Here is a 24,848-nt window from a genome sequence, read left to right as displayed (position 1 = left end):
CAGTCCCTTCCGGATAGAGCGGGGTCAGGCCAGCAGGCTGTAGCCACCGTCGACGGGGATGGTGAGCCCGGTGACGAACCGGAAGTCGCTGGACAACAGCGAGACGATGACCGAGGCGAGTTCGTCGGGGTGCCCCAGCCGGCGCAGCGGGGTTTTCTGCGCGACGGCCGCCTGCATGTCGGCGACGCCGGCGATGATGTCCTCGCCGCCGTGGCCGGGGTTGTCCACCAGGGACGGAGAGATACCGTTGACCCGCACCCCGCGCGGCCCCAACTCGGCGCCGAAGTAGCGGACGAGGTTCTCCATTGCCGCCTTCGCCGGGCCGATGGCGCCGTAGTAGCGGGCATAGTGGTTGGCGCCGAGGCTGCTGACCGCCACCACTGCCCCGCCGACCTTCTCGAGTTCGGGTAGCGCGGTGCGGATCGCCTCCCACAGCCCCCATACCTGGACGTCGAATACCCGGTCGTATTCTTCGCGGGTCACCTTCAGGGTGCGCCCGGCGACGATGGGCACCGCGGTGGTCACCAGTCCCCCCAGACCGCCCAACGCTTCGACGGCCGCGTCCACCAGCCCGGCCGGGTCCGTGCCGAGGTCACCGCGCACGAGCACGGGCCGCGGGCCGCCGGTGTCGGCGGCCAGATTCTGTGTTTCCTCTGCCGCCGCATCGTTTTCGACGTAGCCGATCGCGCAGGCGATCCCCGCTGCGGCCAGTTGGACCACGGCGCTGCGACCGATCCCGCGGCTGCCGCCGATGACGAGAACCTTGTCGGGCAGCGTGCGTGCGTACGTCTGCGCCGTCACTGCGCCGACCCCGTCCCGTAGTGCTCGTCGCGCTTGCGGAACGCCTCGCTGGTTCCGCTCTTGGCGCGTTCCTTGACGAAGTTGAACTCGTCGGGTTCGAACCGGAGGTTCGTGCCGTAACTGTGGAACAGGTACGCGGTGGTCTCCTCCAGTCCGAGCGCCGAACTCGCCTCCACCAGACGGTAGGCCTCCTTGGCGATCGCGAGGCCGTCCGCGGGCATTTTGGCGACCAGCGCAGCCAGCGCCTCCGTCTCCGCGGCGACGTCCTGCTCGTCGACGAACCGGGTGAACAGCTTGGCGGACTCGAACTCCGCGCCGGTGGCCGTGCGGCCGGTCAACATGAGGTCGCGCGCGACGACGGGACCCAACCGGTGCATGAACAACGCCACGTTGCCGAGCACCGGTCCGAGGAACCGCGCGGCAGGCATGCCGATCTTGGCCTGGCGCGATACCACGGCAAGGTCCGCGGCCAGTGCGAGTTCCAGGCCCAGACCCAGCGCGTAGGACTCGACCTGCACGATGGTGGCCTTGGGGAACCCGATGAAATCGTGAAACATCCGCTGGCCCTTGCGGTCCACGGCCAGCCGGCGCCGTTGGCTGGGCCGGCGGTCGTCCCCGGGGGTGTCGTACCAGCCGTACGCCCGGTTGAGGTCGACGCCGGTGGTGAAGACGCCGCCCTCGCCCCTGACGAGCACCACCTTGATCGCGTCGTCCTCGGCGATGTCGTCGAGGTAGCGGCCCATCAGCTCGCAGTCCTCGGGCGCCATCGCGTTCTTCTTCTGCGGGTTGCAGATCGTGATCCGCGCGATGTGGCTGTGGTGGTCCTTGTCCAACCGCACCCGATCGGTGCTTTGTTGCGCAGCGGATGTGGATTCCGTTGTGGTCATGGTCGGCCTGCTTTCTGTGATTTCTCGTGGTCGTCGAAGAACTGCTTGCTGATCAGATCGCGGGCCAGTACCCGCAGCATCACCTCGTCGGCGCCACCGCCGATGGACAGCAACCGGGAGTCCCGGAAAAACCGCGACGTCCAGGTCTCGGCCATGTAACCCATGCCTCCGTGATACTGCAGGCAGGTGTCGGCCACCCGGCGAATCAACTTTCCGGCCAGCAGTTTCGCGCTGCTGGTGCGGCGGGTGACGTCGGCGCCCGCGACGATGAGCTCGGCGCAGGAGTGCGCGTACCGTTTGAGCGCGTCGACCTCACAGGCCAGCTCGGCCAGGGTGTACTGCAGGTACTGGTTGTCGATGAGCCTGGCGCCGAACGCGGGTCGCTGCTGGAGGTAGTCGACGGTGAGCTCGATCGCGGTTTCCATCTGGCCGACAGCTTGATACACGGCGCTGATGCGTTCGGTCTGGAATTGTTCCATCTGCTGCTGAAATCCCCGCCCGATCTCGCCGATGGTGTTGGCTACCGGAACCCGGACCCGGTCGAAGGTCAACTCGGCGGTGTCAGAGCACCAGTTGCCGAGTTTGGCCAGTGATCGGCTGACGGTCAGGCCCGGGCTCTTGGTGGGAACGATCACCTGGCTCATCCCGCGGTAACCGCCCTCGTCGGAGGTGCGCACCAACAGGCACAGCCAGTCGCCCTGGACACCGTTGGTGATGTAGGTCTTGGCGCCGGTGATCAGCCAGTCGGCGCCGTCGCGGACGGCCCTGGTGCGAATGCCCGCGACGTCGGAACCGGCGTCCGGTTCGGTCACCGCGATCGAACAGATCTGTTCGCCGGAAATCGCGGGTACCAGGTACTCCCGCTTGAGTTCGTCGCTGCCGTGCTTGTGCAGCGAAGGGGTGGCCATGTTCGCCTGTACGTTGTAGGCCATCGGAATTCCGTTGCCCGGCAGCCGGCCGAACTCCTCGCATGCGATGACGGTGAACCAATGGTCGGCACCCTCCCCGCCGTACGCCGGGTCGTACTGCAGACCGAGCAGGCCCAGCTTGGCGAACTCCGGGAAAAGTTCGTGGGCGGGAAAGCGTCCCGCGTTCTCCCATTCCTCGTAGCGCGGCGCGACGGTCCTGGCCAGCATCTCGCGCACGCTGGTGCGGAAGAGGTCATGGTCCTGGCTGAACTGCATGTCAGGCCTCCGTCGAGATGAGTTGTGGCACCAGGGTGCTGGGCACCCGGGCCCGGACCGCGCGGAATCGCTCGCCCAGGCTCTTGGCTTGCGGGTCTTCGCGCAGCGATGCCGCGACGCCGTTGCCGAGCAGCCCGACGATGACGACGTTGAACGCCAGCAGGTTGGGCAGCGCGTAGACGCGGATCTCGTGGGGCGCGAGTTCGGGCAGCAGTGTGGTGAGCCGGTCCGGGTCGGTCAGGTATTCGAGCAACGGCATGTCCCGTTCGTCCCGTACCCACAGGCCGAGGTTGGCGTTGCCGCCCTTGTCGCCCGAACGCGCACCGACGTAGGTGCCGATCCGAACCGTCGTAAGCTCTGTGCCGGGCAAGTCGTTGCCCGCCAACGCTGTCCGGGCCTCATCGGCAGCCACCGGCTGGGTTCGGGTGGGGACGGAAACGTCGACGTCCCGGTCGTCGACGCGGACCCGCGCCCGCAGGTGCGATGCGTCGATCAGGGTGGGCCAGCCCATCATGAACTCCGTCGCCGACCCAGGTGGTGTCGTCAGGTACAGGCCGGGAAAGCTGCCGAGCGCGGTGGCCACCACCGCCGACGAGAACTCGCGGCCCGTGGTCGCGGCGTCCGCGTCGGCTACCGAGATGCGCAGATAGCTCTGGTCGTCTGGAGCATCCGAGTTCAGTTTCGCACCAATGACTTCGACCACCGATTCGGCGAACCGTTCGCGCCCGCCCCGGACCTGCGCCCACACGGCGCGTTCGGCCAACTCCGCCTTGGCGCGGCGGTTGGCGCCGGTGATGGCCACCGTCATCGCGTTACGGAAGCCGCCCGGGTAGGTCAGCAGGGCTTTCGCCGTCGCGGGGGCGGGCTCCCCGTGCGTCGCGGAGATCTGAACCCGGTCGGGCCCCAACTGGCGCAACCGCACAGTGTCGAAACGTGCCACCACGTCGGGCACGGGATAGCGGGGGCCTGCGATCTCGTACAGCAGCTGAGCGGTGACCGTGTCCACCGTCACCGCACCGCCCGTGCCCGGCTGTTTGGTGATGACGCTGCTTCCGTCAGAGGCGATCTCGGCGATCGGGAAACCGGGCTCGGTGAGGTCGGCAACGTCGCCGAAGAACGCGAGGTTGCCGCCGCTGGCCTGGGTGCCGCACTCGATGGTGTGGCCTGCGACGGTGGCGCCGGCCAGCGCGTCGAAGTCATCGGCGCTCCAGCCGTGCCACCATGCGGCGACCCCCGATACCACCGCGGCGTCCGCGACACGTCCGGTGATCACCACGTCGGCGCCCGCGTGCAACCCGGCGGTGATCGCGTGCCCGCCCAGGTAGGCGTTCGCGGCGACCACGTCGGCGCTGTTTCTCGACCAGGCCTCCCCGGTGTCGAGATGCCGCAATGTCTCACCCGCCGAGCGCAATTCGTCGATCCGGCCGGTCAAGTCATCGCCGGTGACGACGGCGACGCACACCGCGATACCGAGCCGGTCGGCGATCTCGCGCACCTTGTCGGCGCAGCCCTGCGGGTCGATACCGCCGGCGTTGGACACCACCTTGACGCCGCGCTCACGGCACCGGCCGAGCACCTGTTCGAGCTGGGTGATGAACGTGGTGGCGTAGCCGGCCCGGCCGCGGCCGCGGCTCTTGGCCAGAATCGACATGGTCAACTCGGCGAGCCAGTCGCCGGTGAGCACGTCGATCGGGTCGGGCCCGTCCAGCAGCTGCGCGGCCGCGCTGATCCGGTCGCCGAAGAAACCCGAGCAGTTCGCGATTCGGACCGGGCGGCTCACGAACGGTCCTCGAGTTCGACCAGAAGGTGACCGCCCGCCACGGCCTGGCCGGCCTCGACGAGCACCTTGGCCACCACGGCGTCGGCCGACGCGTGGATGACGTGCTCCATCTTCATGGCCTCCACCACGACCAACCGGTCACCGGCCGAAACGTGCTGGCCGGCCGAGACGTGCACGGACTGGACGGTGCCCGGCATCGGCGATGTGGGTCCGCCGACGATGCTGTCGATGCTCGAGACGGTGAAGCGCGGCGCGACCCTCATCGCAACCTGACCGGCGTCGCCGTTGACCCAGACCCGCGTCCCGCCATCCGAGGCAAGCGCACCGTCGGCGCTCACCTGCAACACCCGGGCGACACCGTCGACCTCGACGCGCCAACGGTTTCCGTCCCGGCCCAGGCAACGAACCGTGAACTCGGCGTCGTCCACCACAAACAGGTCGAACAGCAGACCGGTCGCGGCGGGCGGCCGGTATGACACCGCGTACTCCGTGCCGTGCTCATCGACCAGCGTGCACTGCGCCGGTGGGCGCGGCGCGTTCGACCACGCCGGCGAGAGCGGCCACACGGTTTCCGCGCTGTCGACCCCGGCAGCGACGACCGCGGCCACCGCGTGCACCGGAAGTGGCGTCGCCGCAACCAGATCGGCGCGCCGTTCCAGCCAGTTCACCGTCACCGCACCGCGCTCGTACTCCTCGTCGGTGAGGATCCGTTGCAGGACCGCGATATTGGTGGCCGGACCGTGCAGTTGCAGGCTTCCCAACGCGTCGCCGAGCGTCCGGATGGCCCGATTCCGGGAGGTCCCGCGCGCGATGACCTTGGTGATCATCGAGTCGTAGTGCGGGCTGATGGACACGCCCGAACAGATCCCGTCCTCGTAACGGACGCCGTCGTCGTGCGGATGCCAGTACCGGCGCACATGCCCCGAACTGGGCAGCCACCCGGCGTACGGGTCTTCGGCGCACACCCGCGCCTGCACGGCGTGTCCGGTGAAGGTGATCTCGGACTGGGTGACGGGCAGCCGGGCGCCTGAGGCGATTTCGAGTTGCATCGCCACCAGGTCGATGCCGGTGACCTCCTCGGTGACCGTGTGTTCGACCTGAAGCCGGGTGTTCATCTCCAGGAAGAAGAACTCGTCGCCCTGTACCAGGAATTCGCAGGTGCCCGCACCGACATAATTGATCTCCTCGGCAAGGCGGACGGCCGCCACCGCCATGGCGGAGCGCAACTCGGTGTCGACCAGGATCGCCGGACATTCCTCGATGAGCTTCTGATGCCTGCGCTGCACCGAGCATTCCCGGTCACCGAGATGGACGACGTTGCCGTGGGTGTCGCCGAAGATCTGAACCTCGATGTGTCGGGGTCCTGCGAGAAAGCGTTCCAGGAACACGGTTTCGTCACCGAACGACGCCTTCGCCTCACGCTGGGCCGAGGCCACCGCGGTGGACAGGTCGGCTGCTTTCTCGACGAGCCGGATTCCGCGCCCGCCACCACCCGCACTGGCCTTGACCAGCAGGGGATAGCCGACACGGTCGGCCGACTCCAGCAGATCGGGGTCCTGGCCGCCGATCACCGCGTCGGGAAGCACCGGCACCGACGCCTTGCGCGCCAGATCTTTGGCCCGCACCTTGGAACCCATCGCCGCGACACACTCGGCAGGCGGCCCGACGAACACCAGGCCCGCCGCCGCGACGGCCGCGGCGAACTCTGCGCTTTCGGCGAGAAACCCGTAACCGGGGTGTACCGCATCGCATTTCGTGCGGTGCGCGGCGGCCAGCACCGCCGCGATGTTCAGGTAGGTGTCGGCGGCGGACTGGCCGGGCAGCCGAACCGCCTCGTCGACATCGTCGAGGTAGGGCAGCCCGGCGTCGACGTCGCTGTACACCGCCACGGTGCGGACCCCGAGGGTGCGTGCCGCGCGTGCCACTCGGCTCGCCACTTCGCCGCGGTTGGCGATCAACAAACGATGCACGGGATTCCTCACTAGAACCGGAAGACGCCGAAGCCGCCCACCGGGCGGGCACCCGCGGGTTCGGCGCGGCGGGACATGGCGAACGCGACGGTCAGCGCCGCGCGGCTGTGGCGGGGGTCGATGATGCCGTCGTCCCAGACCCGGCCGGTGGCGTACAGCGCGGTGGACTCGGATTCGATGCGTTCCTCGTCTTTGACGCGCTGCGTGGTGTCGGCCGCGTCGTCGAAGTCGAGGTTGCGCGAGGTCGCCGAGCGCCGGCGCACGATCGACATCACCCCGGCCAGTTGTCTGCCGCCCATCACCGCGATGCGGTGGGTGGGCCAGGTCAGCACCAGACGTGGCCGGTAGGCGCGGCCGGCCATCGCATAGTTGCCCGCGCCGTAGCTGACACCGACCATCAGGGTGACGTGGGGGACCCGCGAGTTGGCCACCGTGTTGATCAGCTTCGCCCCGTCCTTGATGATGCCGCCCTGTTCGGCTGCGGTGCCGACCATGAAGCCGGTGATGTTCTGGATGAACAGGATCGGGGTGGCCAGCTGGTTGCACAGCTCGATGAACTGGGCGCCCTTTTGGGATTCGGGGGAAAACAGGATGCCGTTGTTGGCCAGGATGCCGATCGGCATGCCGTTCAACTCGGCCCAACCGGTCACCAGGTTGGGTCCGTAGAGCGGTTTGAACTCGTCGAACATCGAGCCGTCGACGATGCGCCCGATGACCTCACGGATGTCGAAGGGCGTCTTGGGATCGTCGGGCACGATGCCGAGCAGTTCGTCGGGATCGTGGACGGGCGCCGGTCCGCCGGGAACCGATTGGGCGGGGGCGAACCGGGAGATCAACGAGCGGGCCTGCCGGATCGCATCGGCCTCGTCGGCGGCCAGGTAATCGGCCAGCCCCGAGACCCTGGCATGCATGTCGGCGCCGCCGAGTTCCTGGTCGGTGACGTCCTCGTCGATTGCCATCTTCACCAGCGGCGGGCCGCCGAGAAACGCATAGCCGCGGTCCTTGACGAAGATGGTGTAGTCGCTCATCCCCGGCAGGTACGCGCCGCCGGCTGTCGATGAGCCGAAAACGATTGACACCGTGGGGATTCCGGACGCCGATAACTCGGTGAGCCGACGGAACTGTTCCCCGCCGGGAACGAAGATGTCGGCCTGCTTGTCCAGGTCGGCACCACCGGACTCCACCAGCGTGACGACGGGAAGGCGGTTGGTCTCCGCGATGTCCATCGCGCGCAACGTCTTGGTGATCGAGGTCGGCGAAAGCGATCCGCCGCGCACGGTGGGGTCGTTTCCGATGACCATGACCGGGCGGCCGCAGATTTCGGCGACGGCGGTGACCAGGCCCCCGCCGAGTGGATCGGTGGTGCCCCAACCGGCCAGCGGAGACAGTTCGAGGATGAAGCCGTGCCGGTCCACCAGAAGCGCCATACGTTCGCGCACGGGCAGTTTGCCCCGGTCGCGGTGCCGCTGAACGGATGCGTCGAAGCCCTGTGCGACCTGGTTCTGCAGGTCGGTGACCTCGGCGAGCAACGTCTGCATCCGCGTCCGCGCCCGGCGGTAGGGCGCGCTCGAGGCAACGACGTCGGTGGCGAGAACCGGCAAGACTCCTCCAAATTGTTAACCTGGTTATATAAAAGATGTCATCCGGAGGCAAGTCCACAGGTTCACGCGCGTAGCGCGAACGCCTCCACCGCGTTGTCGTGCCGGAAGAGGCGTTCGACCTCGGGTTTGAGCGCCAGCTCCGGCAGGCCCTCCATCGCCGCCTCGAAGGTGAGGATCGGCCAGTCGCTGGCCCAGATGCACTTGCGCCGGCCGTAGGTGCGCAGGAAGTGGGTGAACGCTTCGGGGTAGTACTTGGGCAGGTGCGCGCTGGTGTCGATGTAGACGTTGGGATGCTTGGCGGCCACCGCGATCATCTCCTCGGTCCACGGCCAGCCGATGTGCCCGGCGACGATGCGCAGTTCGGGAAAGTCGATCGCGATCCGATCGATGTGGCCCGGCCTACCGGTTTCGGAGGTGTAGGTCGACGGGCCGGTTCCGCCGACTTGGATCTGCAACGTGATGTCGAGTTCGACGCAGGCGGCGTACAGCGGATACCACTGGGCCTCGGTGGGCAGCTTGTCGAGGATGAACGGCTCGAGTTTCAGCCCCTTGAAGCCGTGTTCGGACACCAGCCGGCGCAATTCGTGCACGGCGGGCATCACCCCGTCCACCGACCACGGGTTGACGCTGGCGACGCCGACCAGCCGGTCGGGATACCGGGTGACCGCCTGCACGACATCGTCATTCGGTATCAGCGGGCCCGCCGAGCACAACGCCCGGCTGACGCCGTTGGCGTCCATCTCCTCGATGAGCGTCTCCAGCGGCATGCCGGCCCGCAGGCGGGCACCGTGGGCCATGCGGTCGGCCAAGGTGAAGTTGCGCGACGGCATCTTGGCGACGGTCTCCGGCAGCCACGGCTGCACCCAGGCGTCGATGATCGGCGGGCGCTCGTCGGGCATGGCTTAGCTCCTCGGCAGGCCGAGCACCCGCTCGGCGATCATCGTTTTGACTATCTCGTCGGTGCCGCCTGCGATGTGAAACGCGGGTGCGGAGAGCACCACCAACCGCCAGTCGTCGAGCCCGGCGCCGGGCTTGGACAGCGCATTGCCCAACCCGGCGGCGACCGCATCGGCGAGTTCGGACACCACGGTGCCGGTGGCGAGTTTGGCCAGCGCGGCTTGCGGGCCCGGCGTTTCTCCGGCGAGCAGACGTCGATGGATGCCGGCCTCGAACGCGGCCAGGGCGCGCTGATCGATCACGGCGTCGAGAAACTGCTCGCGAGCGGTGGCGTCGGGCCAGCCGAGGTCGGCGGCCTGACGCACCAACCGGCCCAGCGACCGCCCGAAGCTGGAGAACCGTTCGAAACCCAGCGTCGTCATCGCCACCGACCAACCGCCGCCGACCTCGCCGAGCACCGCGTCGGCGGGCAGGTCGACATCGTCGAAGAAGACCTCCGAGAAGGAGGCGCCCCCCGTCATCTGTTTGAGCGGGCGGACCTCGATGCCGGGTGTCGACATGTCCACCACGAACGCGGTCAGGCCCCGGTGCCGCGCCTGCGCCGGGTCGGTGCGCGCCAGCAGATAGCCGTATTGGGCGTGTCGGGCTTCCGAGGTCCACACCTTCTGCCCGTTGATCCGCCAGCCCGCCTCGGTGCGCACGGCACTGGTCGCGACGCCGGCCAGGTCGCTGCCCGCGCCCGGTTCGCTGAACAGCTGGCACCAGACCTCTTCGCCGCGCAGGATCGCTGCGCAGTGGGTGCGCTGTTTCGGCGTGCCCACCGCCAGCAGGGTGGGACCGACCATCTCGAGCGTCACGCCGAACAGGCCGCGTGGCACGTCGTACTCGGCGTCCAGGTCGGCCCACGCGAGGGCATACGCGGAGGGCAGCGCACGGCCACCGACGTCACGCGGCCAGGTCAGGCCCGCGAAACCGTGGTCGTAGAGCAGCCGCTGCCACGCCACACACCGGTCGCGGAACGCCTCGGGCGCCGCGATCTCGCGGAACTGGGCGAACATCGCATCGGGGAAGCCGTCGGGGCGGTGCTCGGCGTGCGCGTCGAGGAATGCCCGGGCTGCTTGGACGAAGGCCTCGACCGAAGGCGGTTGTGGTTCCATCGCACTCTCTACTGTGGGGTGATCACCGGTTGGCAGCTTAATCGCTAACCTGGTTATATGATACCGATCATCATGGTGTCCCGAGGAGTATCTGTGAGTTCTGCATCCTCTGCGCTGGAGGGTTCGGTCGCCGACGAGCAGTCGGCGGACCCGTTGGCGGAGGGGCAACTCGTCGTCCGTCTCGACGGCAGCCGGGTCTACTCCCGGATGCTGGTCGGGGGCAAGGCGCACGGGCTGTCCAAGATCTGCGCTGCCGGGCTCCCGACGCCTCCGGCGTTCACGGTGACCGTCGATGCGTGCAAACAGTACTTCGAGGCGCCCGACGAGCTGATGGCCCGGTTGTGGCCACAGGTCGAGGCGGGGATCGCCTGGCTGGAAGCCGCATCGGAGCACACGTTCGGGCGCGGACCGGTGCCGCTGTTGGTGTCGGTGCGCAGCGGCGCGCCGGCCAGCATGCCGGGGATGATGGACACGGTGCTGAACCTCGGCATCAACGACGACGTCGAACGCATCCTGGCCCGCAGGTGCGGCGCCCGGTTCGCCGAAGACACCCACCGGCGGTTCCGTGAACTGTTCGGCCAGGTGGTCGGCGCGTCCGACGAGCACGTCCCTACCGACCCGTTCGCGCAGTTGCGCGCCGCGGTGACCGCGGTGTTCGACTCGTGGAACTCCGCACGCGCGGTGTCGTACCGGCGCCACCACGGGCTGGACGGAAAGATGGCAGGCACCTCGGTGACGGTGCAGGCGATGGTGTTCGGCAACCTCGACGGCCGCTCCGGCACCGGGGTGCTGTTCAGCCGCAATCCGCTGACCGGTGCGAACCAGCCCTACGGCGAATGGCTGCCGGGCGGTCAGGGTGAGGACGTGGTGAGCGGCAAGCTCGATCCGCTGCCGCTGACGGCGCTCGCGCAGACGCATCCCGCGATCCATTCCCAGCTCCTCGACGCAGCGGCCTGGCTGGAGAGCGACGGTGCCGATGTGCAGGACATCGAGTTCACCGTCGAGGCAGGCAAGCTCTACCTGCTGCAGACCCGAGCGGCCAAAAGGTCCGCCCGCGCGGCCGTGTCGATCGCGGTGGCGTTGCAGCAGGAGGGGCTGATCGACGTCGACGAGGCGCTGGCCCGCATCACGCCCGCACAGCTGGACACCCTGCTCACGCCGGTCATCGAGGCATCGGCCCTGGCCGGGGCGACGACGGTGGCCACCGGGCTTCCGGCCTGCCCTGGCGTCGGGGCGGGGCGCGTGGTCGTCGACTGTGAGTCGGCCGAGGATGCGTTCGACGACGGTGAGGACGTGGTGCTGGCGCGCGAAACCACCAGCCCCGACGACGTCGGGGGAATGATCGCCGCGCGCGCGGTGATCACCGAGCTGGGCGGGGCGACCTCGCACGCCGCCGTCGTGAGCCGCGAGCTGCACACCCCGTGCGTCGTCGGTTGCGGTAAGGGCACGCTGCTGCACCTGGCAGGCACCGACGTCACGGTGGACGGGGTGACCGGGCGCGTGTACGCGGGCCGGCTGCCGCTCATCTCACCGTCCGAAGACGGCGACCCCGCGATGGCCAAGCTGCTGCAGTGGGCGCGCGAGCGAAGTCCGGTTCCGGTGTACAAAGTCGGTACGCCGCAGGCTGCGGGGCTGCCGGCGGTGGACCACCGCGACCCGTCGACGTTGTCGGCCGCGCTGGCGTCGGGGGCGGCGGCGCTGGCGGCCGAACACCCGTTGCCTGCGTTGCTGGTGCTGCTGCGGCAGGCGTAGAACGCACTCGGCGGTATGCACTAACCAGGATTGCTCTTTAAATGAGAGAATGGGGCGGTGTACTCCGACAGCGACGCCATAACGCATCCCACCGCGGGCCAGCTGGTAGCCGACAACATCCGCCGCAAGATCATCCTCGGCGAGTTCCGCGACGGTGACTTCCTGCCCAACGAAGCCCAGCTGCTCGCCCAGTACGGGGTGTCGCGTCCGGTGCTGCGCGAGGCCATCCGGATCTTGCAGTCGGAATCGTTGTTGACGATTCGGCGCGGCAGCAAGGGCGGTGCGCGGGTCAACGCGCCGCGGCCCGAGCCGGTCGCACGCCAAGCCGGCGGTCTGCTGCAGTACGGGCACACGACCGTGTTCGACGTGTTCCGTGCGCGTGCCATCATCGAGCCACCCGCGGTCCGACTGTTGACCGAAAACGCGACGCCGACAACGATTCAGCGTCTTCGAGACGCGCTGGAACTCGAGTCGAACACGATCAACGATCCGCGGCGATGGGGCAAGGCGCACGCCGACTTCCACACGTTGGTGGTGGAACTCTCGGGCAGCAACACGCTCGCGCTGTTCGCCCACATCATGTCCGACATCACCACCGCGCATACCCAGGCCGTCTGGCAGCACGCTGCCGACGAGGCGCAGAAGCGCACGGACGCCGAGCTGGCGCACCGGGTGCATCGCAAGCTGGTGCGCCTCGTGGAGGACGGCAAGGCCGCCGACGCCGAACAGCTATGGCGCCGTCACCTCGAGGAGACCACCGAGAAGATGCTCGAGAACCAGGGCCAGCGGGAGCTGCTCGACCTCATCGAATAGTCCCTGCGTGAGACTATGTCATAACCTGGTTATACTTTTCCTGGCCGCGGCTGGAGGGAAGTGACGTGAGTTCGGACCTGCTCGAGGACCTCAGAAGGACGACCAGGAAGGCGTTGACCGCCGGTGGCGGTGACGTCGTCGACCAGCTGGACCTGTCGGGCCTTCTGCTGCCCGGCGACGCCGGCGGGCTCGGCATGGGCGAGCAGGAGATGGTGCTCGTCGGCGAGGAGATCGGCAGGCACGCGGCGTCGTCGGCCTTCCTGCCGAGCGCGGTCCTGGCCGCCACACTGCTGGCCGGCACGTCCGACGGCATCGAGCTTGCCAAGGCGTTGGCGCACTGCCGGTATGCGGTCGCCCTGGCCGGTCTGGACACCGCCGAGGCCGACTTGTCGCGCGTCGTCGCGGCCGCGGGCGCCGACGGCGGGTGGCGGCTCGACGGCACCTGCTGGGGCCTCACGCCGTCGGGCGCTGCCGACGGCGTCCTTGCCGTTGCGACCACCGACTCCGGTTCTGGGCTCTTCGTCGTCGATGGGGCAGCGGTCACGCAGCGCGCTGCCGACGAATTCGACCCCGGCCGCGGGCTGATCGAGATGACGTTCGACCAGGCGCAGGCGCGGTCGCTGGCGTCGGGGGCCGAGGCTGCCGGCGCGATCCGCGTGGCCTATCGGCGGGCGCTGCTCGCCGTGGCGGCCGAACAGCTGGGTGTGGCGCGGGCATGCCTCGCGATGACCGTCGAATACGCCAAGACCCGCACCCAGTTCGGGGCCGCCATCGGCTCATTCCAGGCCATCAAGCACCGGTGCGCCGAGGTGCTGCTCGACACCGAGTTCGCCGACGCGGCGATACAGCAGGCCATCGAAACCGGCGGGCCCGACGACCTCGCGCTGGCCTTCATCGTCGCGACCAGGGCGGCGGTCTCTGCCGCCGAGTCATGCATCCATGTGCACGGCGGTATCGGCTTCACCTGGGAGCACCGCGCGCACTGGTATCTGCGACGGGCCCGGGTCAACGCCACGCTGCTGGGTCCACCGGGCTTGCACCGCAACGTAATCGCCGAATCGGTCGGGCTGGCCGAGGCGGGAAGGAAATGACGATGATCGACGAACTGACCATCCTGCGCCTCGTCGCGATCAAGGGGCGCGTCACACCTGAGGCCGTCGCCGCCAGCCTCGGCGCCGATCCCGCCGATGTCGGCGCGCAGCTCGACGAGTACGCGTCCCGTGAGCTGTTCAAGTCGACGCCGATGGGTTACCGGATCACTCCGTCGGGACGACAGCGGTGCACCGAACTTGTTGTGGCAGAACAGCGTGGCGCCGACGCCGATGCGGTGCAACAGATCTACGCGGCCTTCACCGAGCACAACTTCGAGCTCAAGGCGCTCATCACCGACTGGCAGACGCGCGGTCCCGAGCAGCCCAACGACCACACCGACCCGGAGTACGACGGTCAGGTGCTCGACCGCCTCCAAGCCCTGCACCAGCGGGTGCTGCCGGTGCTCGACCGAATCACCGCGGTGGCACCACGGCTGGGGCACTACCGGACCCGGCTGGTGAAGGCCGCCGACGCCGTGGCCGCGGGCGACCACAGCTACGTGTCCAAGCCGATCACCGACAGCTACCACACGGTGTGGTTCGAACTCCACGAAGACCTCATGGGGCTGGCCGGGTTGACCCGGGCTGAGGAAGCCGAGGCCGGCCGCGGCGCGTGAGCGTTCGGGCGACTACCGCACCGTTGCGAAGAACGCGCGCACGTCATCGACCAACAGCCCGGGCTGTTCGAGCGCGGCGAAGTGACCCCCGTGCGGCATCGTCGTCCAGTGGGTGATGTGATAGCCGGGCTCACACCAATTGCGCGGTGCCTGCATGATCTCCTTGGGAAACTGGGCGACCCCGGTCGGCAGTTCGACCCGGCCGAGATTCTGGACGAATTCCAGCCCCTCCCAGTACAACCGGGCCGATGAGGCGCCCGACGCCGTTGCCCAGTAGAGCATCACATTGTCGAGCAGCTCGTCTTTGGTCAGCACATTCTCCGGGTGGCCGCCACAGTCCATCCAGGACCAGAACTTCTCCACGATCCAGGCCAGCTGCCCGATCGGGGAATCGACCAGGCCGTAACCCACCGTCTGTGGCCGGGTGGATTGCTGCGTGGCGTAACCCGAATCGTGCTGGTGGTAATGCGCAAGAACCTGCAACGCCGCCGCCTCCTCGGGCGTGGGGTTCTCCAGAGCGGCGGGCGGGAATGCGATGGGCATGTTCAGATGTATTGCCACGCAGTGGTTATCGTTGGCCTGCTGGCCGATCGCGGTGCTGACCATGGCACCCCAGTCGCCGCCTTGGGCGCCGTAGCGGTCGTAGCCGAGCCGTTGCATCAGCATCTCCCAGGCCCGCGCGATCCTGGCGACTCCCCAACCGGTGCTCGTCGGCTTACCTGAGAACCCGTAGCCCGGAAGGGAGGGGCACACGATGTGGAACGCATCTTCGGCCCGCCCGCCGTGTGCGGTGGGGTTGGTCAACGGCTCGATGACCTTTTGGAATTCCACGATCGATCCGGGCCAGCCGTGGGTGGCGATCAGTGGAAAGGCGTCATCGTGGGGCGAGCGCTGGTGGATGAAATGAATATCGAGCCCATCGATCTCTGTGGTGAACTGGCTGAACCGGTTGAGCGCTTTTTCCCTTGCCCGCCAATCGTATTCGTCGGCCCAGTAGCTGCCGAGCTCGCGGGTGTAGTCCAGCGGAATGCCCTGACTCCAGTCCTCGACGCATTCACGGTCGGGCCAGCGGGTGCGGGCCAACCGCTGGCGCAGGTCTGTCAGTACGTCGTCGGAAACCGCAATACGGAAAGGTTTGATCGCAGACACGGCGGTGCTCAGCCGGCACGCAGGAGTCGGCCCGGCCGCGCCCCGGTGTCGGCGCCGTCGCGAGCGACGACCTGGCCGCTGACCACCGTGGCCAGATAGCCGGTCGCCCGCTGCATGAGCCGGCGGGCACCGCCGGGAAGGTCGTACACCATTTCGGGGCGGGCCAGCGCGAGCCGGTCGTAGTCGATGACGTTGAGGTCGGCCCGCGCGCCGACGGCCAGCGTTCCGCAGTCCGTCAAACCGAACGCCTTCGCCGTGGAACTGGTTTGCAGCCGGACCGCCTCGGGCAGGGAAAGCCGCGGCCCTGACCGATCGCGGGTCCAATGCGTCAGGATCGAGGTCGGCATGCTCGGTCGCAGATGATCGAGCAGTGGGCGCCGGCGTCGCTGCCACCGAGCACCGCGGCCGGATGGATCATCATCTCGTACACGTCGTCGAGGTTGCCGTATGAGTAGTTGAGACCCGGCTTCATGATCAACTCGCGGCCGTCATCGGCGAGCATCGTGTCGTAGAGGAACTCCCATGGCTCCCGGCCCGCATTGGCGGCCAGCGCGGCGATGCTGCGTTCTGTGGTCGGCTCGTACTGGGCTGGATCGCCGAGCGGGTAGATCTGCTCCAGAGACCAGTCGACCAGGCCGTGGAACCGGTTGTCCGGGTCGTCGGACTCGGCCAGGATGCGCTCGCGGACCGCTGGATCGCGTAGCAGGCAGACCCGTTGATCCAGCGGTAATTCGGCGATCGCCTGATAGCTGGGCCGGGCCGCGAACGGATGCATCCAGCCCTGATGACCGACGAGCAGCATGATCGGACGAGGAGCAACCTGTGGGATCAGCCGTGCCCCGGTTCTGTTGGCGTGCTCCACCAGCCGCAGCGTTTCCCGCCACTGGTCGGGCGCATGGTTGTTCTGCTGCAGCAGGAACGTGATGGGCTGCCCGGTTTGCCGTGACACCCGCTCCATCCACCCGACCTCCTGGTCCGGCGCCAGCAGGTCCTCGCCGACGATTCCGGCGGGGGCGAGTTCCACGACACCGCCGCCGCCGTCGACCAGCCCCTCGGCCAGGGCCATCAACTCCGACTCGGCCGCGAAGGTGCCCGGCACCGGTTCGCCGTCCACCGCGCGGTGCACAACGGTGCGCGAGGTCGACACCCCGAATGCTCCGGCGCGCACAGCCTCGGCGACCAACGCCTTCATTTTCGCGATGTCTTGGGCGGTGGCAGGTTCATTGCGCGCACCGCGGTCGCCCATGACGTACGCGCGCAGCGCGCCGTGCGGGATCTGGGTGGCGACGTGGATCGTGCGCTGCTGGGCCTCGAGGGTGTCCAGGTACTCCGGGAACGTCTCCCAACCCCACTGCAGCCCTTCGGCTAAGGCCGAGCCGGGGATGTCCTCCACACCTTCCATCAGCCCGATCAACCACTCTTCGCTGCCCTGCCGGACCGGCGCGAAGCCGACGCCGCAGTTGCCCATCATCACCGTCGTGACACCGTGATGGATCGATGGGGCCAGCACGGGATCCCAGGTCGCCTGGCCGTCGTAGTGCGTGTGGATATCCACGAACCCGGGGGTCACGACGGCACCGTCGGCGTCGATCTCCTCGGCCCCGCGGTCCGGGACGCGGCCGACGGCACTGATCCGGCCGTCGTCGACCGCGATGTCCGCGTCGAACAATTCGGCACCGGTTCCGTCTGCGATCGTGCCCCGGCGAATCACCAGCTCGTGCATGACATCTCCCACTGCCTGGCTGCTCGACCGGGCGCTTCGGAGATGAAGCGGACGTCAGGGTGCGAAAGACGAATCCTATAACCAGGTGAGGTGATTATAGGGGGCGTATCCGACCTGTCAACGAGATCGTCAGATCTTGAGCAGGGCCCCACCGTCGACAGGTAGCTGCAGGCCGGTGACATACCGGGACTCGTCGGAGGCCAGGTAGATGACGGCGTGCGCGATGTCGTCGGGCTCGACGTAGGGGATCGGCATCGCCTGCATGTGCGGGAACGCCTCCTCGGCGTCCGCCCGCGTCGGCTCGGCCAGATCCTTGCGGAACGCTTTGTACATCGGCGGGCTGTGCAGCATATCGGTGTTGCAGTTGGTCGGATGCACCGCGTTGACCCGGATCCGTTGTGCGGCAAGTTGCCTCGCCAGTACCACGACGTAGTCGGCGATGAACTGCTTGGCCAGACCGTACCCCGCCCCGCCAGGGCCGTTGCCCGGGTTGTTCACCGCGTCGGGCAGCATGGCGGCCACCGACCCGGTCGCGATGATCGACCCGCCCGCCGAGACGAACGGCAGGGCGGCGTGGATGGTATTGACGACCCCGACGAGGTCCACGTCGACCGCGACGGCGAAGGCCGTCACCGGAAAATCCGGACCTATCGGGCAGATCCCCGCGTTGGCCACCACGATGTCCAGCCCGCCCAGGGTCTCGGCCGCCGCCGAGATCGCCTGCCCCAGCGCGGCCCGGTCCCGGACGTCGACGACGGCCGCGACGGCCTGACGGTCGAACTTCTCGACCAGCCGGACCGTCTCGTCGAGGTCTTCGGCGGTGGCCATCGGGTAGCCGACGCCGGGGATATCGGCGCAGATGTCGAGGAGGACGACGTCGGCGCCTTCCTCGGCCAGCCGCACCGCGTGATGGCGGCCCTGGCCCCGCGCCGCGCCGGTGACCAATGCCCTTTTGCCCTCGACCCGTCCCATTGCCACCTCTCACCATTGGCACACCCTGATCCGCGAATCATATTACTTGGTTAGTCTATTATTTGGGCCAGCTGGTCAAAGCCACCGAAGGATTGGGGAGAGCCGCTATGCCTGGGGTGTTGGACGGCGTACGCGTCGTCGAGTTGGCGACGTGGGGATTCATCCCGTCAGCCGGCGTCGCACTTGCCGACTGGGGCGCCGAGGTGATCAAGGTCGAGCATCCCGCCCACGGCGATCCGATGCGCGGCCTGGTCAGCGCGGCACTCACGGCGCAAGGTGAGCAGCCGGTCAGCTTCATGTTCCAGACCTTCAGCCGCAACAAAGCCAGCGTCGGCATCGACCTGCGCACCGACGGCGGCCGCGACGCGCTCTACCGCCTGGTCGGCACCGCAGACGTCTTCCTCACCAACTATCTGGCGCCGGTGCGCCGCAAGCTGCGGGTCGACGTCGACGATCTGACCGCCGTGAACCCGCGGCTGATCTACGCACGCGGAACCGGTTTGGGGCCCAAGGGTGAGGAAGCCGACACCGGCGGGTTCGACCTCGCGTCGTACTGGTCACGCGGCGGGGTGGCCTACGTGAGCACACCCGAGGGCGCGGACTATCCGCCGCCGATGCCCGGTGCGGCGTTCGGTGATCTGCAGTCGGGCCTCTACGCCGCGGGCGGGGTGGCCGCGGCGTTGTTCGCCCGCGAACGCACCGGCGAGCCGCAGGTGGTCGACGTCAGCCTGCTCGGGTCCGCGGTGTGGGGGACCGCACCGCACATCGCCGCCTCGTCACTGTTCGACATCGATGCGATGCCACGCGGGAATCATCAGGCCGCGCACAACCCGCTGAGCAATACCTACCGAACCTCAGACGGCCGCTTCGTCGCGCTGGTGATGCTCGAGTCCGACCGCTTCTGGGCGCCGCTGGTCGAGTTGATCGGACGGCCGGACCTGGCCAGCGACGAGCGCTACGTGAACGCCGCCGCGCGCCGCGCCAACAGCAAGGCGTGCATCGCCGAGCTCGACGCGATCTTCGCGGCGCGCACGGCCGCCGAGTGGCGCGAAGTGCTCAGCCGCCAACGTGGCGTGTGGGCCATCGTCCAAACGCCGGACGAAACCCGCCGCGACGGCCAGGTGGTCGCGAACGAATACGTGACCCGCATGGAGCTCGACGACGGCGCGGCGGTGACGGTGGCCCGACCCCCGGTGCAGTTCAACGGTGCTCAGGCCGACGCTCACCCGGCACCAGAACTAGGTGCCGACACCGATCATGTGCTCCTCGAGCTGGGCTACACCTGGGACGACGTCGTTCGGTTGAAGGTCGACGGCGCGATCACGTGACCCGCGATCAGGTGTTGGCCCGAGACTGCGGCATCGCGGAACCGAGTTTCCGGATGACCGGACGGCTGTTAATATAACCTGGTTATATAAATCTGCCCGTTGCTTGGGCGGGGAGCCAAGTAACGAGGGTGGCTGGATGGATCTGATCGAGCTGATGCGGCAGCGGATGCATGCTGACGAGCACGAGCCCATGCTGTGCTACGGCGAGTCCTGGTGCAGCAAAGCCGATTTCGCAGCGGCCGCGCGAGCCATCGATGCGCTGCTGACCGAACGCGGGGTGGGCCCCGGCGCGCCGGTGGGCATGTTCATGCGCAACCGACCCGGCCTCGTCGCAGCGCTGGCGGTGGTGCTGGCGACCCGGCGTCCACTGGTCGTGCTCAACCCGATGATTCCGGATGCCACCGTCGGCGCCGATGTGGTGGGGTTGCGCCCGGCTGCGGTCCTGGCCGACGCCGAGGACTGGGCACGTCCGGCGGTGAAAACCGCGGTCGAGACCAGCGGTGCGCTCGGCGTGCAGGTCGAGGTGCCCGCGAGCGATGCCCCCGCCGCCGTCGTCACCGTCGCGGGATCCGATGCGCACCAGCCCACTCCGGTCGACGACGGGGTGGCCATCCTCATGCCGACCAGCGGGACGACCGGGCCGCCGAAGCGAATACCACTGCGCCACAGCGAAATCGAACAAGCGCTCAGCGGTGCTCAGGAGCACTACATGGCCGGCAGCGCGCGGGCGGGCAGCGTGCGCGGCGGCGGAGTGCAGATCATCTCGTTGCCGTCGACGAACATCAGCGGGCTGTGGGCGATCATCACCGCCCTCAGCGGTGGCGGCCGGACGCTGCTGCAGGACAAGTTCGAGCCGGTGGCGTGGTCGGAGGCCGTCGCGCAGTATCAGCCGCGCTCGGTGTCGTTGCCGCCGGCCGCCCTGCGCATGGTGCTCGACGCGGGTATCGAACCGGAGCGCCTGGCCAGCCTCAAGGCGGTGTGGGCCGGTGCGGCGCCGACCGGAACCGACCTCGCCAGGCAGTTCGAGCAGACCTACGGCTGTCCCGTGCTGCTCAGTTACGGCGCAACCGAATTCACCGGCGGCGTGACCGGATGGTCGCTCAAGGACTGGCGGGATTGGAAGGACACCAAGCGCGGCAGCGTCGGACGCGCCCACCCGGGAGTGGAGATCTCGGTGATCGACCCGCGCACCGGTGAGCCGCTGGCCCCCGGCGAACCAGGCATCTTGCAGGTGCGCTCGGCGCAGGCCTCGGGTGGTGAGGGCCGGTGGGTGCGCACCAACGACCTCGGCACCGTCGACGAGGACGGCTTCGTCTGGATCCAAGGCCGCGCCGACGACGTCATCAACCGTGGCGGCTTCAAGATTTTCCCGGCCGAACTCGAGGACTGCCTCGAATCGCACCCGCAGGTTCGGGAGGCCGTGGTGTTCGGGGTGGCCGATGAGCGACTGGGCGAAGTGCCGGTGGCCGTCGTGGTGACGGCCGGAAACGTCACGCCCGAAGAGCTGATCGCGTGGACGCGCACGCGTGTACCCGGCTACCAGGTGCCGGTGCGGATCCGCATCACCGATGCCATCCCGCGCAACTCGGCGATGAAGATTCTGCGCAAACAGGTGCGCGATGAATTCGAAACAGCAGAAGGAGTCGGCAGTGCAATCGGACGTGGCTGACCGCGTCGCCGTCATCACCGGCGCAGGAAACGGGCTCGGCCGTGCGCACGCACTGGCCTTCGCGGCGACGGGCTACGCCGTCGTGGTGAACGACCTCGGCGGATCACGCGACGGCAGTGGAGATTCCACCGGCCCGGCGTCTGACGTCGTCGATGAGATCACCGCTGCCGGCGGACGTGCGGTGGCCAACACCGACGACATCAGCACATGGAACGGGGCCAAGTCGCTGATCGACCAGGCCGTCGAATCCTTCGGCGGGCTCGACGTTTTGGTGAACAACGCCGGCATCCTGCGCGACCGCATGCTCACCTCGATGTCGGAAGCCGAGTGGGACGCGGTCATCGCGGTGCATCTCAAGGGCACGTTCGGGCCCACCCGGCATGCGGCCGAATTCTGGCGCAACCGCGCCAAGAGCGGCGCGACCAACGACGCCAGGGTGATCAACACGACCTCGCCGTCGGGCCTGTTCGGCGCCCCGGGACAGACCAACTACGGCGCGGCGAAGGCAGGCATCGCCGGCTTCACCGTGATCGCCGCGATGGAACTACAGCGCTACGGCGTCACGGTGAACGCCGTGGCTCCCACCGCGTTGACCAGGCTCACCGAAGATCTGCCCGCGGCCAGGGAGATGGCCGAGAGCGTCGACCTCGCTCCGGAGGGCGTGTCCCCGGTCGTGCTGTGGTTGGCCGGGCCGGCGGGCCGCGATGTCACCGGACGGGTGCTGGCGGTCATCGGCGGAACGATCGCGGTGGTCGAGGGCTGGGCGTACGGCCCCGAGATCCACAGCGACGAGCGGTGGACCACCCAGCGCCTCGACGAGGTGCTCCCCGACCTGCTCGCCAAGGCGGCGCCGGGCGCCGACATGACCGGACACCGCCCGGTTCGATGAGCACCTCGACCGCCCATCCGGCCGGGCAGCTGATCGGCAAGGTGCTGTTCGGCTACGAGATGCCTGTCGAACGCGGCAAGATCCGCGAGTTCGCGGCGGCCACCGGGGCTACCGACCCGATCTATCAGGGGCCCAATCCGCCTGTGCCACCGACGTTTCTGGCCACCAGCATGCACTGGGAGCCGCAGGACCCACCGCTGGCCACCCGGCTCGGCCTGAACCTGGGCAAGGTGCTGCAGGGCGGCCAGGAATACACGTTTCTCGGGGCACTGCCCCGCGCCGGGGACGTCCTGTACGCCCAGACCTCGGTGGAATCGGTGACCGAGAAGCACAGCAGCCGAGGCGGGGCGATGACGGTGATCGTCGTGCTCACGCGCTTCGCCGGCTCCGACGGCCGGGCCATCGCCGAGGGCCGCGCGACCGTCATCGAGCGAGGCCCGTCATGACGGCCCGGGCGCCCAGCGGCGACCTGACTGTCGGTGCGGCCCTGCCCGAACGACGCTTCGGGCCACAGACCCGCACCGACATCGTCCGGTACCAGGGCGCCTCCGGTGACTTCAATCCCATCCACCACGACGACGAGTTCGCCCGGTCGGCGGGCATGCCGGGGGTGTTCAGCGTCGGCATGCTGCAGGCCGGATATCTGGGCACCTACTGCGTGGACTTGTTCGGGGCGCACAGCGTGCGCCGGTTGTCGGTGCGGTTCGCCGAACAGGTCTGGCCCGGTGACGAACTCGTGTGCCGCGGCGTGGTCACCGAACTGGGCCGCACCGCCGAACTCGACCTGACCATCACGCGCGCTGACGGCGGCGTGGCGGTGTCGGCCTCGGCCACCGTCGTGCTCGACACCCCCGCCGATGACGAAGGGACCACCCCATGACCGCAAGCGCGACAACGGGTGCCATCCCCGTCGCGGCGTACCTGGTGCTCGGCGAGCGTCCCCAGATCTGCGGATTCCGCTGCGCCGCATGCGATGCGGTCTACCTGCTGCGGCGCACAGCCTGCAGCCGGTGCGGCCACGACGAATTCACAGACCGCACACAGCTCGGCGACGCCGGCGTGGTGACCGCCGCCACCGTGGTGCACCGAGCGCCACCCGGCGTGGACACCCCGTTTGTCAGCGGTGTGGTGGCACTGGACGGCGGCGGCTTCGTGCGCACCAACCTGACCGGTGACGTGGCCGACCCGGTCGCCGCGGTCGGACGCAGGGCGGTCATGCGGACCCGCCCGGTCGCCACCGACAGCAGCGGCGTGCAGGCCATCGGCTACGAGTTCGAGGTGCAGAAACTGTCATGACGGAAAACGTGTGGATCATCGGCGCAGCGATGACCAAGTTCGGCCGCTTCCCCGAATTGGACGTCGTCGACCTGGGCGCGACGGCCGCGCGCGCCGCGCTGGCCGACTGCGGCGCCACCGTCGACCAGATGCAGACAGTGGCCGTCGGCAACGTGTTCGAGGGCATCACCGGGGTGGGGCAGCGCATCATGCACCAGATCGGGCAGACCGGCGCACCGGTCTACAACGTCTCGAACGCCTGCGCCACCGGAGCGACCGCACTGCGCACCGCGCTGCTGGCGCTGCGGGCCGGAGAGGCCGACCTGGCGTTGGCGATCGGTTGCGAGCAACTCGGCAAACGCGGCCTGCTGGCCGCCGACGAGGAGCCGCGCGGTGCGCAGTTCAGCCCCCGCGGCCGCGACGGGTCGGTGGTCGAGCCCGAAGGGATCCTGGGCAGCTCGATGATGCCGTCGGTGTTCGCCGAGGCCGGCGTGGCCTACCTGGCCCGCACCGAGGGCGCCACGGTCGAGCACTTCTTCAAGGTGGCGCAGAAAAACCACGCGAACTCCACGCTGAACCCGCTTGCGCAGTACCGCAAGGAGTTCAGCCTCGAGCAGATCGCAGGCGGGGACATGATCGCCTACCCGAACACGGCGTTGATGTGCTCGCCGACGGGTGACGGGGCGGCCGCGGTGGTGCTCGCCGGGGATGCCGCGTTGGGCAGGCTCGATCCCGGTGTGCGGGCGCGCGCGGTGAAGGTCAGCGCGTCGGTGCTGGTCAGTGACCCGTGGGTGGAACAGGCCGAGGCGTCCTGGGACGTCGACACGATCACCGCGAACGCCGCCCGACAGGCCTACGAGGCGGCGGGGCTGGGCCCGGCCGACCTCGACATGGTGGAGCTGCACGATTGCTTCGCCACCGCCGAGCTGGTGCACTACGAGAACCTGGGCCTGTGTCAACCGGGCGGGGCGCCGGACTTCCTCGATTCCGGCGCACCGTGGCGGGGCGGCGCGACGCCGGTGAACATCTCCGGCGGGCTGCTGTCCAAGGGGCATCCCCTGGGTGCGACCGGGATCGCGGGGGTGTACGAAGTCGTCACGCACCTGCGCGGGGAGGCCGGCGACCGCCAGATCGACGGCGCCCGGGTCGGCTTGACCCACGTGCTGGGGCTGGGCAGCGCGTGTGCGGTGCACGTGCTCGAGAAGCGGGCGGCCTGAGCAGTCAGGAGTGGCCGCCGGTAAGGACTTTCGACCCTTCCCCGAGCGGGAAGACCACGTACGCTAATAACTAACC

General features: G+C 68.5%; 21 protein-coding genes and 1 pseudogene. 11 read left to right on the top strand and 11 right to left on the bottom strand.

The features are described from left to right. Positions 1–24 precede the first annotated feature (24 nt). The 8 genes from K3U96_RS26185 to K3U96_RS26150 form a co-directional block, all read right to left on the bottom strand. On the bottom strand, positions 25–801 hold the full coding sequence (locus K3U96_RS26185; RefSeq protein ID WP_220691593.1) for an SDR family oxidoreductase: 777 nt from the start codon (positions 799–801) through the stop codon (positions 25–27). Then, positions 798–1,688, bottom strand: coding sequence for an enoyl-CoA hydratase/isomerase family protein (locus tag K3U96_RS26180; RefSeq protein ID WP_220691592.1), 891 nt, complete (start codon positions 1,686–1,688; stop codon positions 798–800). The genes K3U96_RS26185 and K3U96_RS26180 overlap by 4 nt, the downstream gene beginning before the upstream one ends. Next, a complete protein-coding gene (locus tag K3U96_RS26175; protein WP_220691591.1) occupies positions 1,685–2,872 on the bottom strand; it encodes an acyl-CoA dehydrogenase family protein in 1,188 nt (395 codons plus the stop codon). Before K3U96_RS26175 ends, K3U96_RS26180 begins: the two co-directional genes overlap by 4 nt. A gap of 1 nt (position 2,873) precedes the next feature. Next, on the bottom strand, positions 2,874–4,652 hold the full coding sequence (locus K3U96_RS26170) for an acyclic terpene utilization AtuA family protein (RefSeq protein WP_220691590.1): 1,779 nt from the start codon (positions 4,650–4,652) through the stop codon (positions 2,874–2,876). After that, positions 4,649–6,622: an acetyl/propionyl/methylcrotonyl-CoA carboxylase subunit alpha gene (locus tag K3U96_RS26165; RefSeq protein ID WP_220691589.1), complete on the bottom strand. Its 1,974-nt coding sequence runs from the start codon at positions 6,620–6,622 to the stop codon at positions 4,649–4,651. Before K3U96_RS26165 ends, K3U96_RS26170 begins: the two co-directional genes overlap by 4 nt. 11 nt (positions 6,623–6,633) lie before the next feature. Continuing rightward, complete coding sequence (locus K3U96_RS26160; RefSeq protein ID WP_372514988.1) at positions 6,634–8,223, bottom strand: acyl-CoA carboxylase subunit beta; 1,590 nt, start codon at positions 8,221–8,223, stop codon at positions 6,634–6,636. Between the two features lie 62 nt (positions 8,224–8,285). Next, the gene (locus K3U96_RS26155) at positions 8,286–9,122 is read right to left on the bottom strand and encodes an amidohydrolase family protein (RefSeq protein WP_069406997.1); all 837 of its coding nucleotides are present in this window, start codon (positions 9,120–9,122) and stop codon (positions 8,286–8,288) included. 3 nt (positions 9,123–9,125) lie between these two features. Beyond that, positions 9,126–10,277, bottom strand: coding sequence for an acyl-CoA dehydrogenase family protein (locus tag K3U96_RS26150; RefSeq protein WP_220691588.1), 1,152 nt, complete (start codon positions 10,275–10,277; stop codon positions 9,126–9,128). 153 nt (positions 10,278–10,430) lie between these two features. Here K3U96_RS26150 and K3U96_RS26145 point away from each other — a divergent pair, with 153 nt between their 5' ends. The 4 genes from K3U96_RS26145 (at position 10,431) to K3U96_RS26130 (ending at position 14,550) form a co-directional block, all read left to right on the top strand. Further along, positions 10,431–12,029 carry a pyruvate, phosphate dikinase gene (locus tag K3U96_RS26145; protein WP_275085769.1) on the top strand — a complete coding sequence of 533 codons (1,599 nt, stop codon included), beginning with the start codon at positions 10,431–10,433 and terminating at the stop codon, positions 12,027–12,029. 57 nt (positions 12,030–12,086) lie between these two features. Next, positions 12,087–12,842 carry a FadR/GntR family transcriptional regulator gene (locus K3U96_RS26140; protein WP_069406999.1) on the top strand — a complete coding sequence of 252 codons (756 nt, stop codon included), beginning with the start codon at positions 12,087–12,089 and terminating at the stop codon, positions 12,840–12,842. Positions 12,843–12,907: 65 nt separating this feature from the next. Next, positions 12,908–13,933 carry an acyl-CoA dehydrogenase family protein gene (locus K3U96_RS26135; protein WP_220691586.1) on the top strand — a complete coding sequence of 342 codons (1,026 nt, stop codon included), beginning with the start codon at positions 12,908–12,910 and terminating at the stop codon, positions 13,931–13,933. A gap of 2 nt (positions 13,934–13,935) precedes the next feature. Next, a complete protein-coding gene (locus K3U96_RS26130; protein WP_220691585.1) occupies positions 13,936–14,550 on the top strand; it encodes a hypothetical protein in 615 nt (204 codons plus the stop codon). A 12-nt stretch (positions 14,551–14,562) separates the two neighbouring features. On the opposite strand, the gene K3U96_RS26125 is transcribed toward K3U96_RS26130, so the two are convergent. From K3U96_RS26125 to K3U96_RS26115, 3 genes and pseudogenes are all read right to left on the bottom strand, one after another. Further along, on the bottom strand, positions 14,563–15,690 hold the full coding sequence (locus K3U96_RS26125; RefSeq protein WP_220693702.1) for an epoxide hydrolase family protein: 1,128 nt from the start codon (positions 15,688–15,690) through the stop codon (positions 14,563–14,565). Positions 15,691–15,707: 17 nt separating this feature from the next. Next, positions 15,708–17,422, bottom strand: a pseudogene (locus tag K3U96_RS26120) (N-acyl-D-amino-acid deacylase family protein). A 129-nt stretch (positions 17,423–17,551) separates the two neighbouring features. Further along, positions 17,552–18,394 (bottom strand): mycofactocin-coupled SDR family oxidoreductase, encoded by an 843-nt coding sequence (locus tag K3U96_RS26115; protein WP_220691584.1) that lies wholly within the window; start codon positions 18,392–18,394, stop codon positions 17,552–17,554. Between the two features lie 107 nt (positions 18,395–18,501). On the opposite strand from K3U96_RS26115, the gene K3U96_RS26110 reads away from it, so the two are divergent. The 7 genes from K3U96_RS26110 to K3U96_RS26080 all read left to right on the top strand — a co-directional run bounded on the left by K3U96_RS26110 (position 18,502) and on the right by K3U96_RS26080 (position 24,772). Further along, entirely contained in the window at positions 18,502–19,722 is a 1,221-nt protein-coding gene (locus tag K3U96_RS26110) for a CaiB/BaiF CoA transferase family protein (RefSeq protein WP_220691583.1), read from the top strand. Positions 19,723–19,858: 136 nt separating this feature from the next. Further along, positions 19,859–21,391, top strand: coding sequence for a class I adenylate-forming enzyme family protein (locus tag K3U96_RS26105; protein WP_220691582.1), 1,533 nt, complete (start codon positions 19,859–19,861; stop codon positions 21,389–21,391). Then, positions 21,372–22,280 carry an SDR family oxidoreductase gene (locus K3U96_RS26100; protein ID WP_230982298.1) on the top strand — a complete coding sequence of 303 codons (909 nt, stop codon included), beginning with the start codon at positions 21,372–21,374 and terminating at the stop codon, positions 22,278–22,280. The genes K3U96_RS26105 and K3U96_RS26100 overlap by 20 nt, the downstream gene beginning before the upstream one ends. Next, positions 22,277–22,726: an FAS1-like dehydratase domain-containing protein gene (locus K3U96_RS26095; RefSeq protein ID WP_220691580.1), complete on the top strand. Its 450-nt coding sequence runs from the start codon at positions 22,277–22,279 to the stop codon at positions 22,724–22,726. The genes K3U96_RS26100 and K3U96_RS26095 overlap by 4 nt, the downstream gene beginning before the upstream one ends. Further along, positions 22,723–23,160 (top strand): MaoC/PaaZ C-terminal domain-containing protein, encoded by a 438-nt coding sequence (locus tag K3U96_RS26090; RefSeq protein WP_069405654.1) that lies wholly within the window; start codon positions 22,723–22,725, stop codon positions 23,158–23,160. Before K3U96_RS26095 ends, K3U96_RS26090 begins: the two co-directional genes overlap by 4 nt. Beyond that, the gene (locus K3U96_RS26085; protein WP_220691579.1) at positions 23,157–23,576 is read left to right on the top strand and encodes a Zn-ribbon domain-containing OB-fold protein; all 420 of its coding nucleotides are present in this window, start codon (positions 23,157–23,159) and stop codon (positions 23,574–23,576) included. The genes K3U96_RS26090 and K3U96_RS26085 overlap by 4 nt, the downstream gene beginning before the upstream one ends. Beyond that, positions 23,573–24,772: a thiolase C-terminal domain-containing protein gene (locus K3U96_RS26080; RefSeq protein WP_220691578.1), complete on the top strand. Its 1,200-nt coding sequence runs from the start codon at positions 23,573–23,575 to the stop codon at positions 24,770–24,772. The genes K3U96_RS26085 and K3U96_RS26080 overlap by 4 nt, the downstream gene beginning before the upstream one ends. Positions 24,773–24,848 lie beyond the last annotated feature (76 nt).

The sequence above is a fragment of the Mycolicibacterium holsaticum DSM 44478 = JCM 12374 genome, assembly GCF_019645835.1.
In the GTDB taxonomy this organism is placed as follows: Bacteria; Actinomycetota; Actinomycetes; order Mycobacteriales; family Mycobacteriaceae; genus Mycobacterium; species Mycobacterium holsaticum.
The sequence above is the reverse complement of the archived record's forward strand: the minus strand, read 5'-3'. Positions and strand labels throughout refer to the sequence as shown.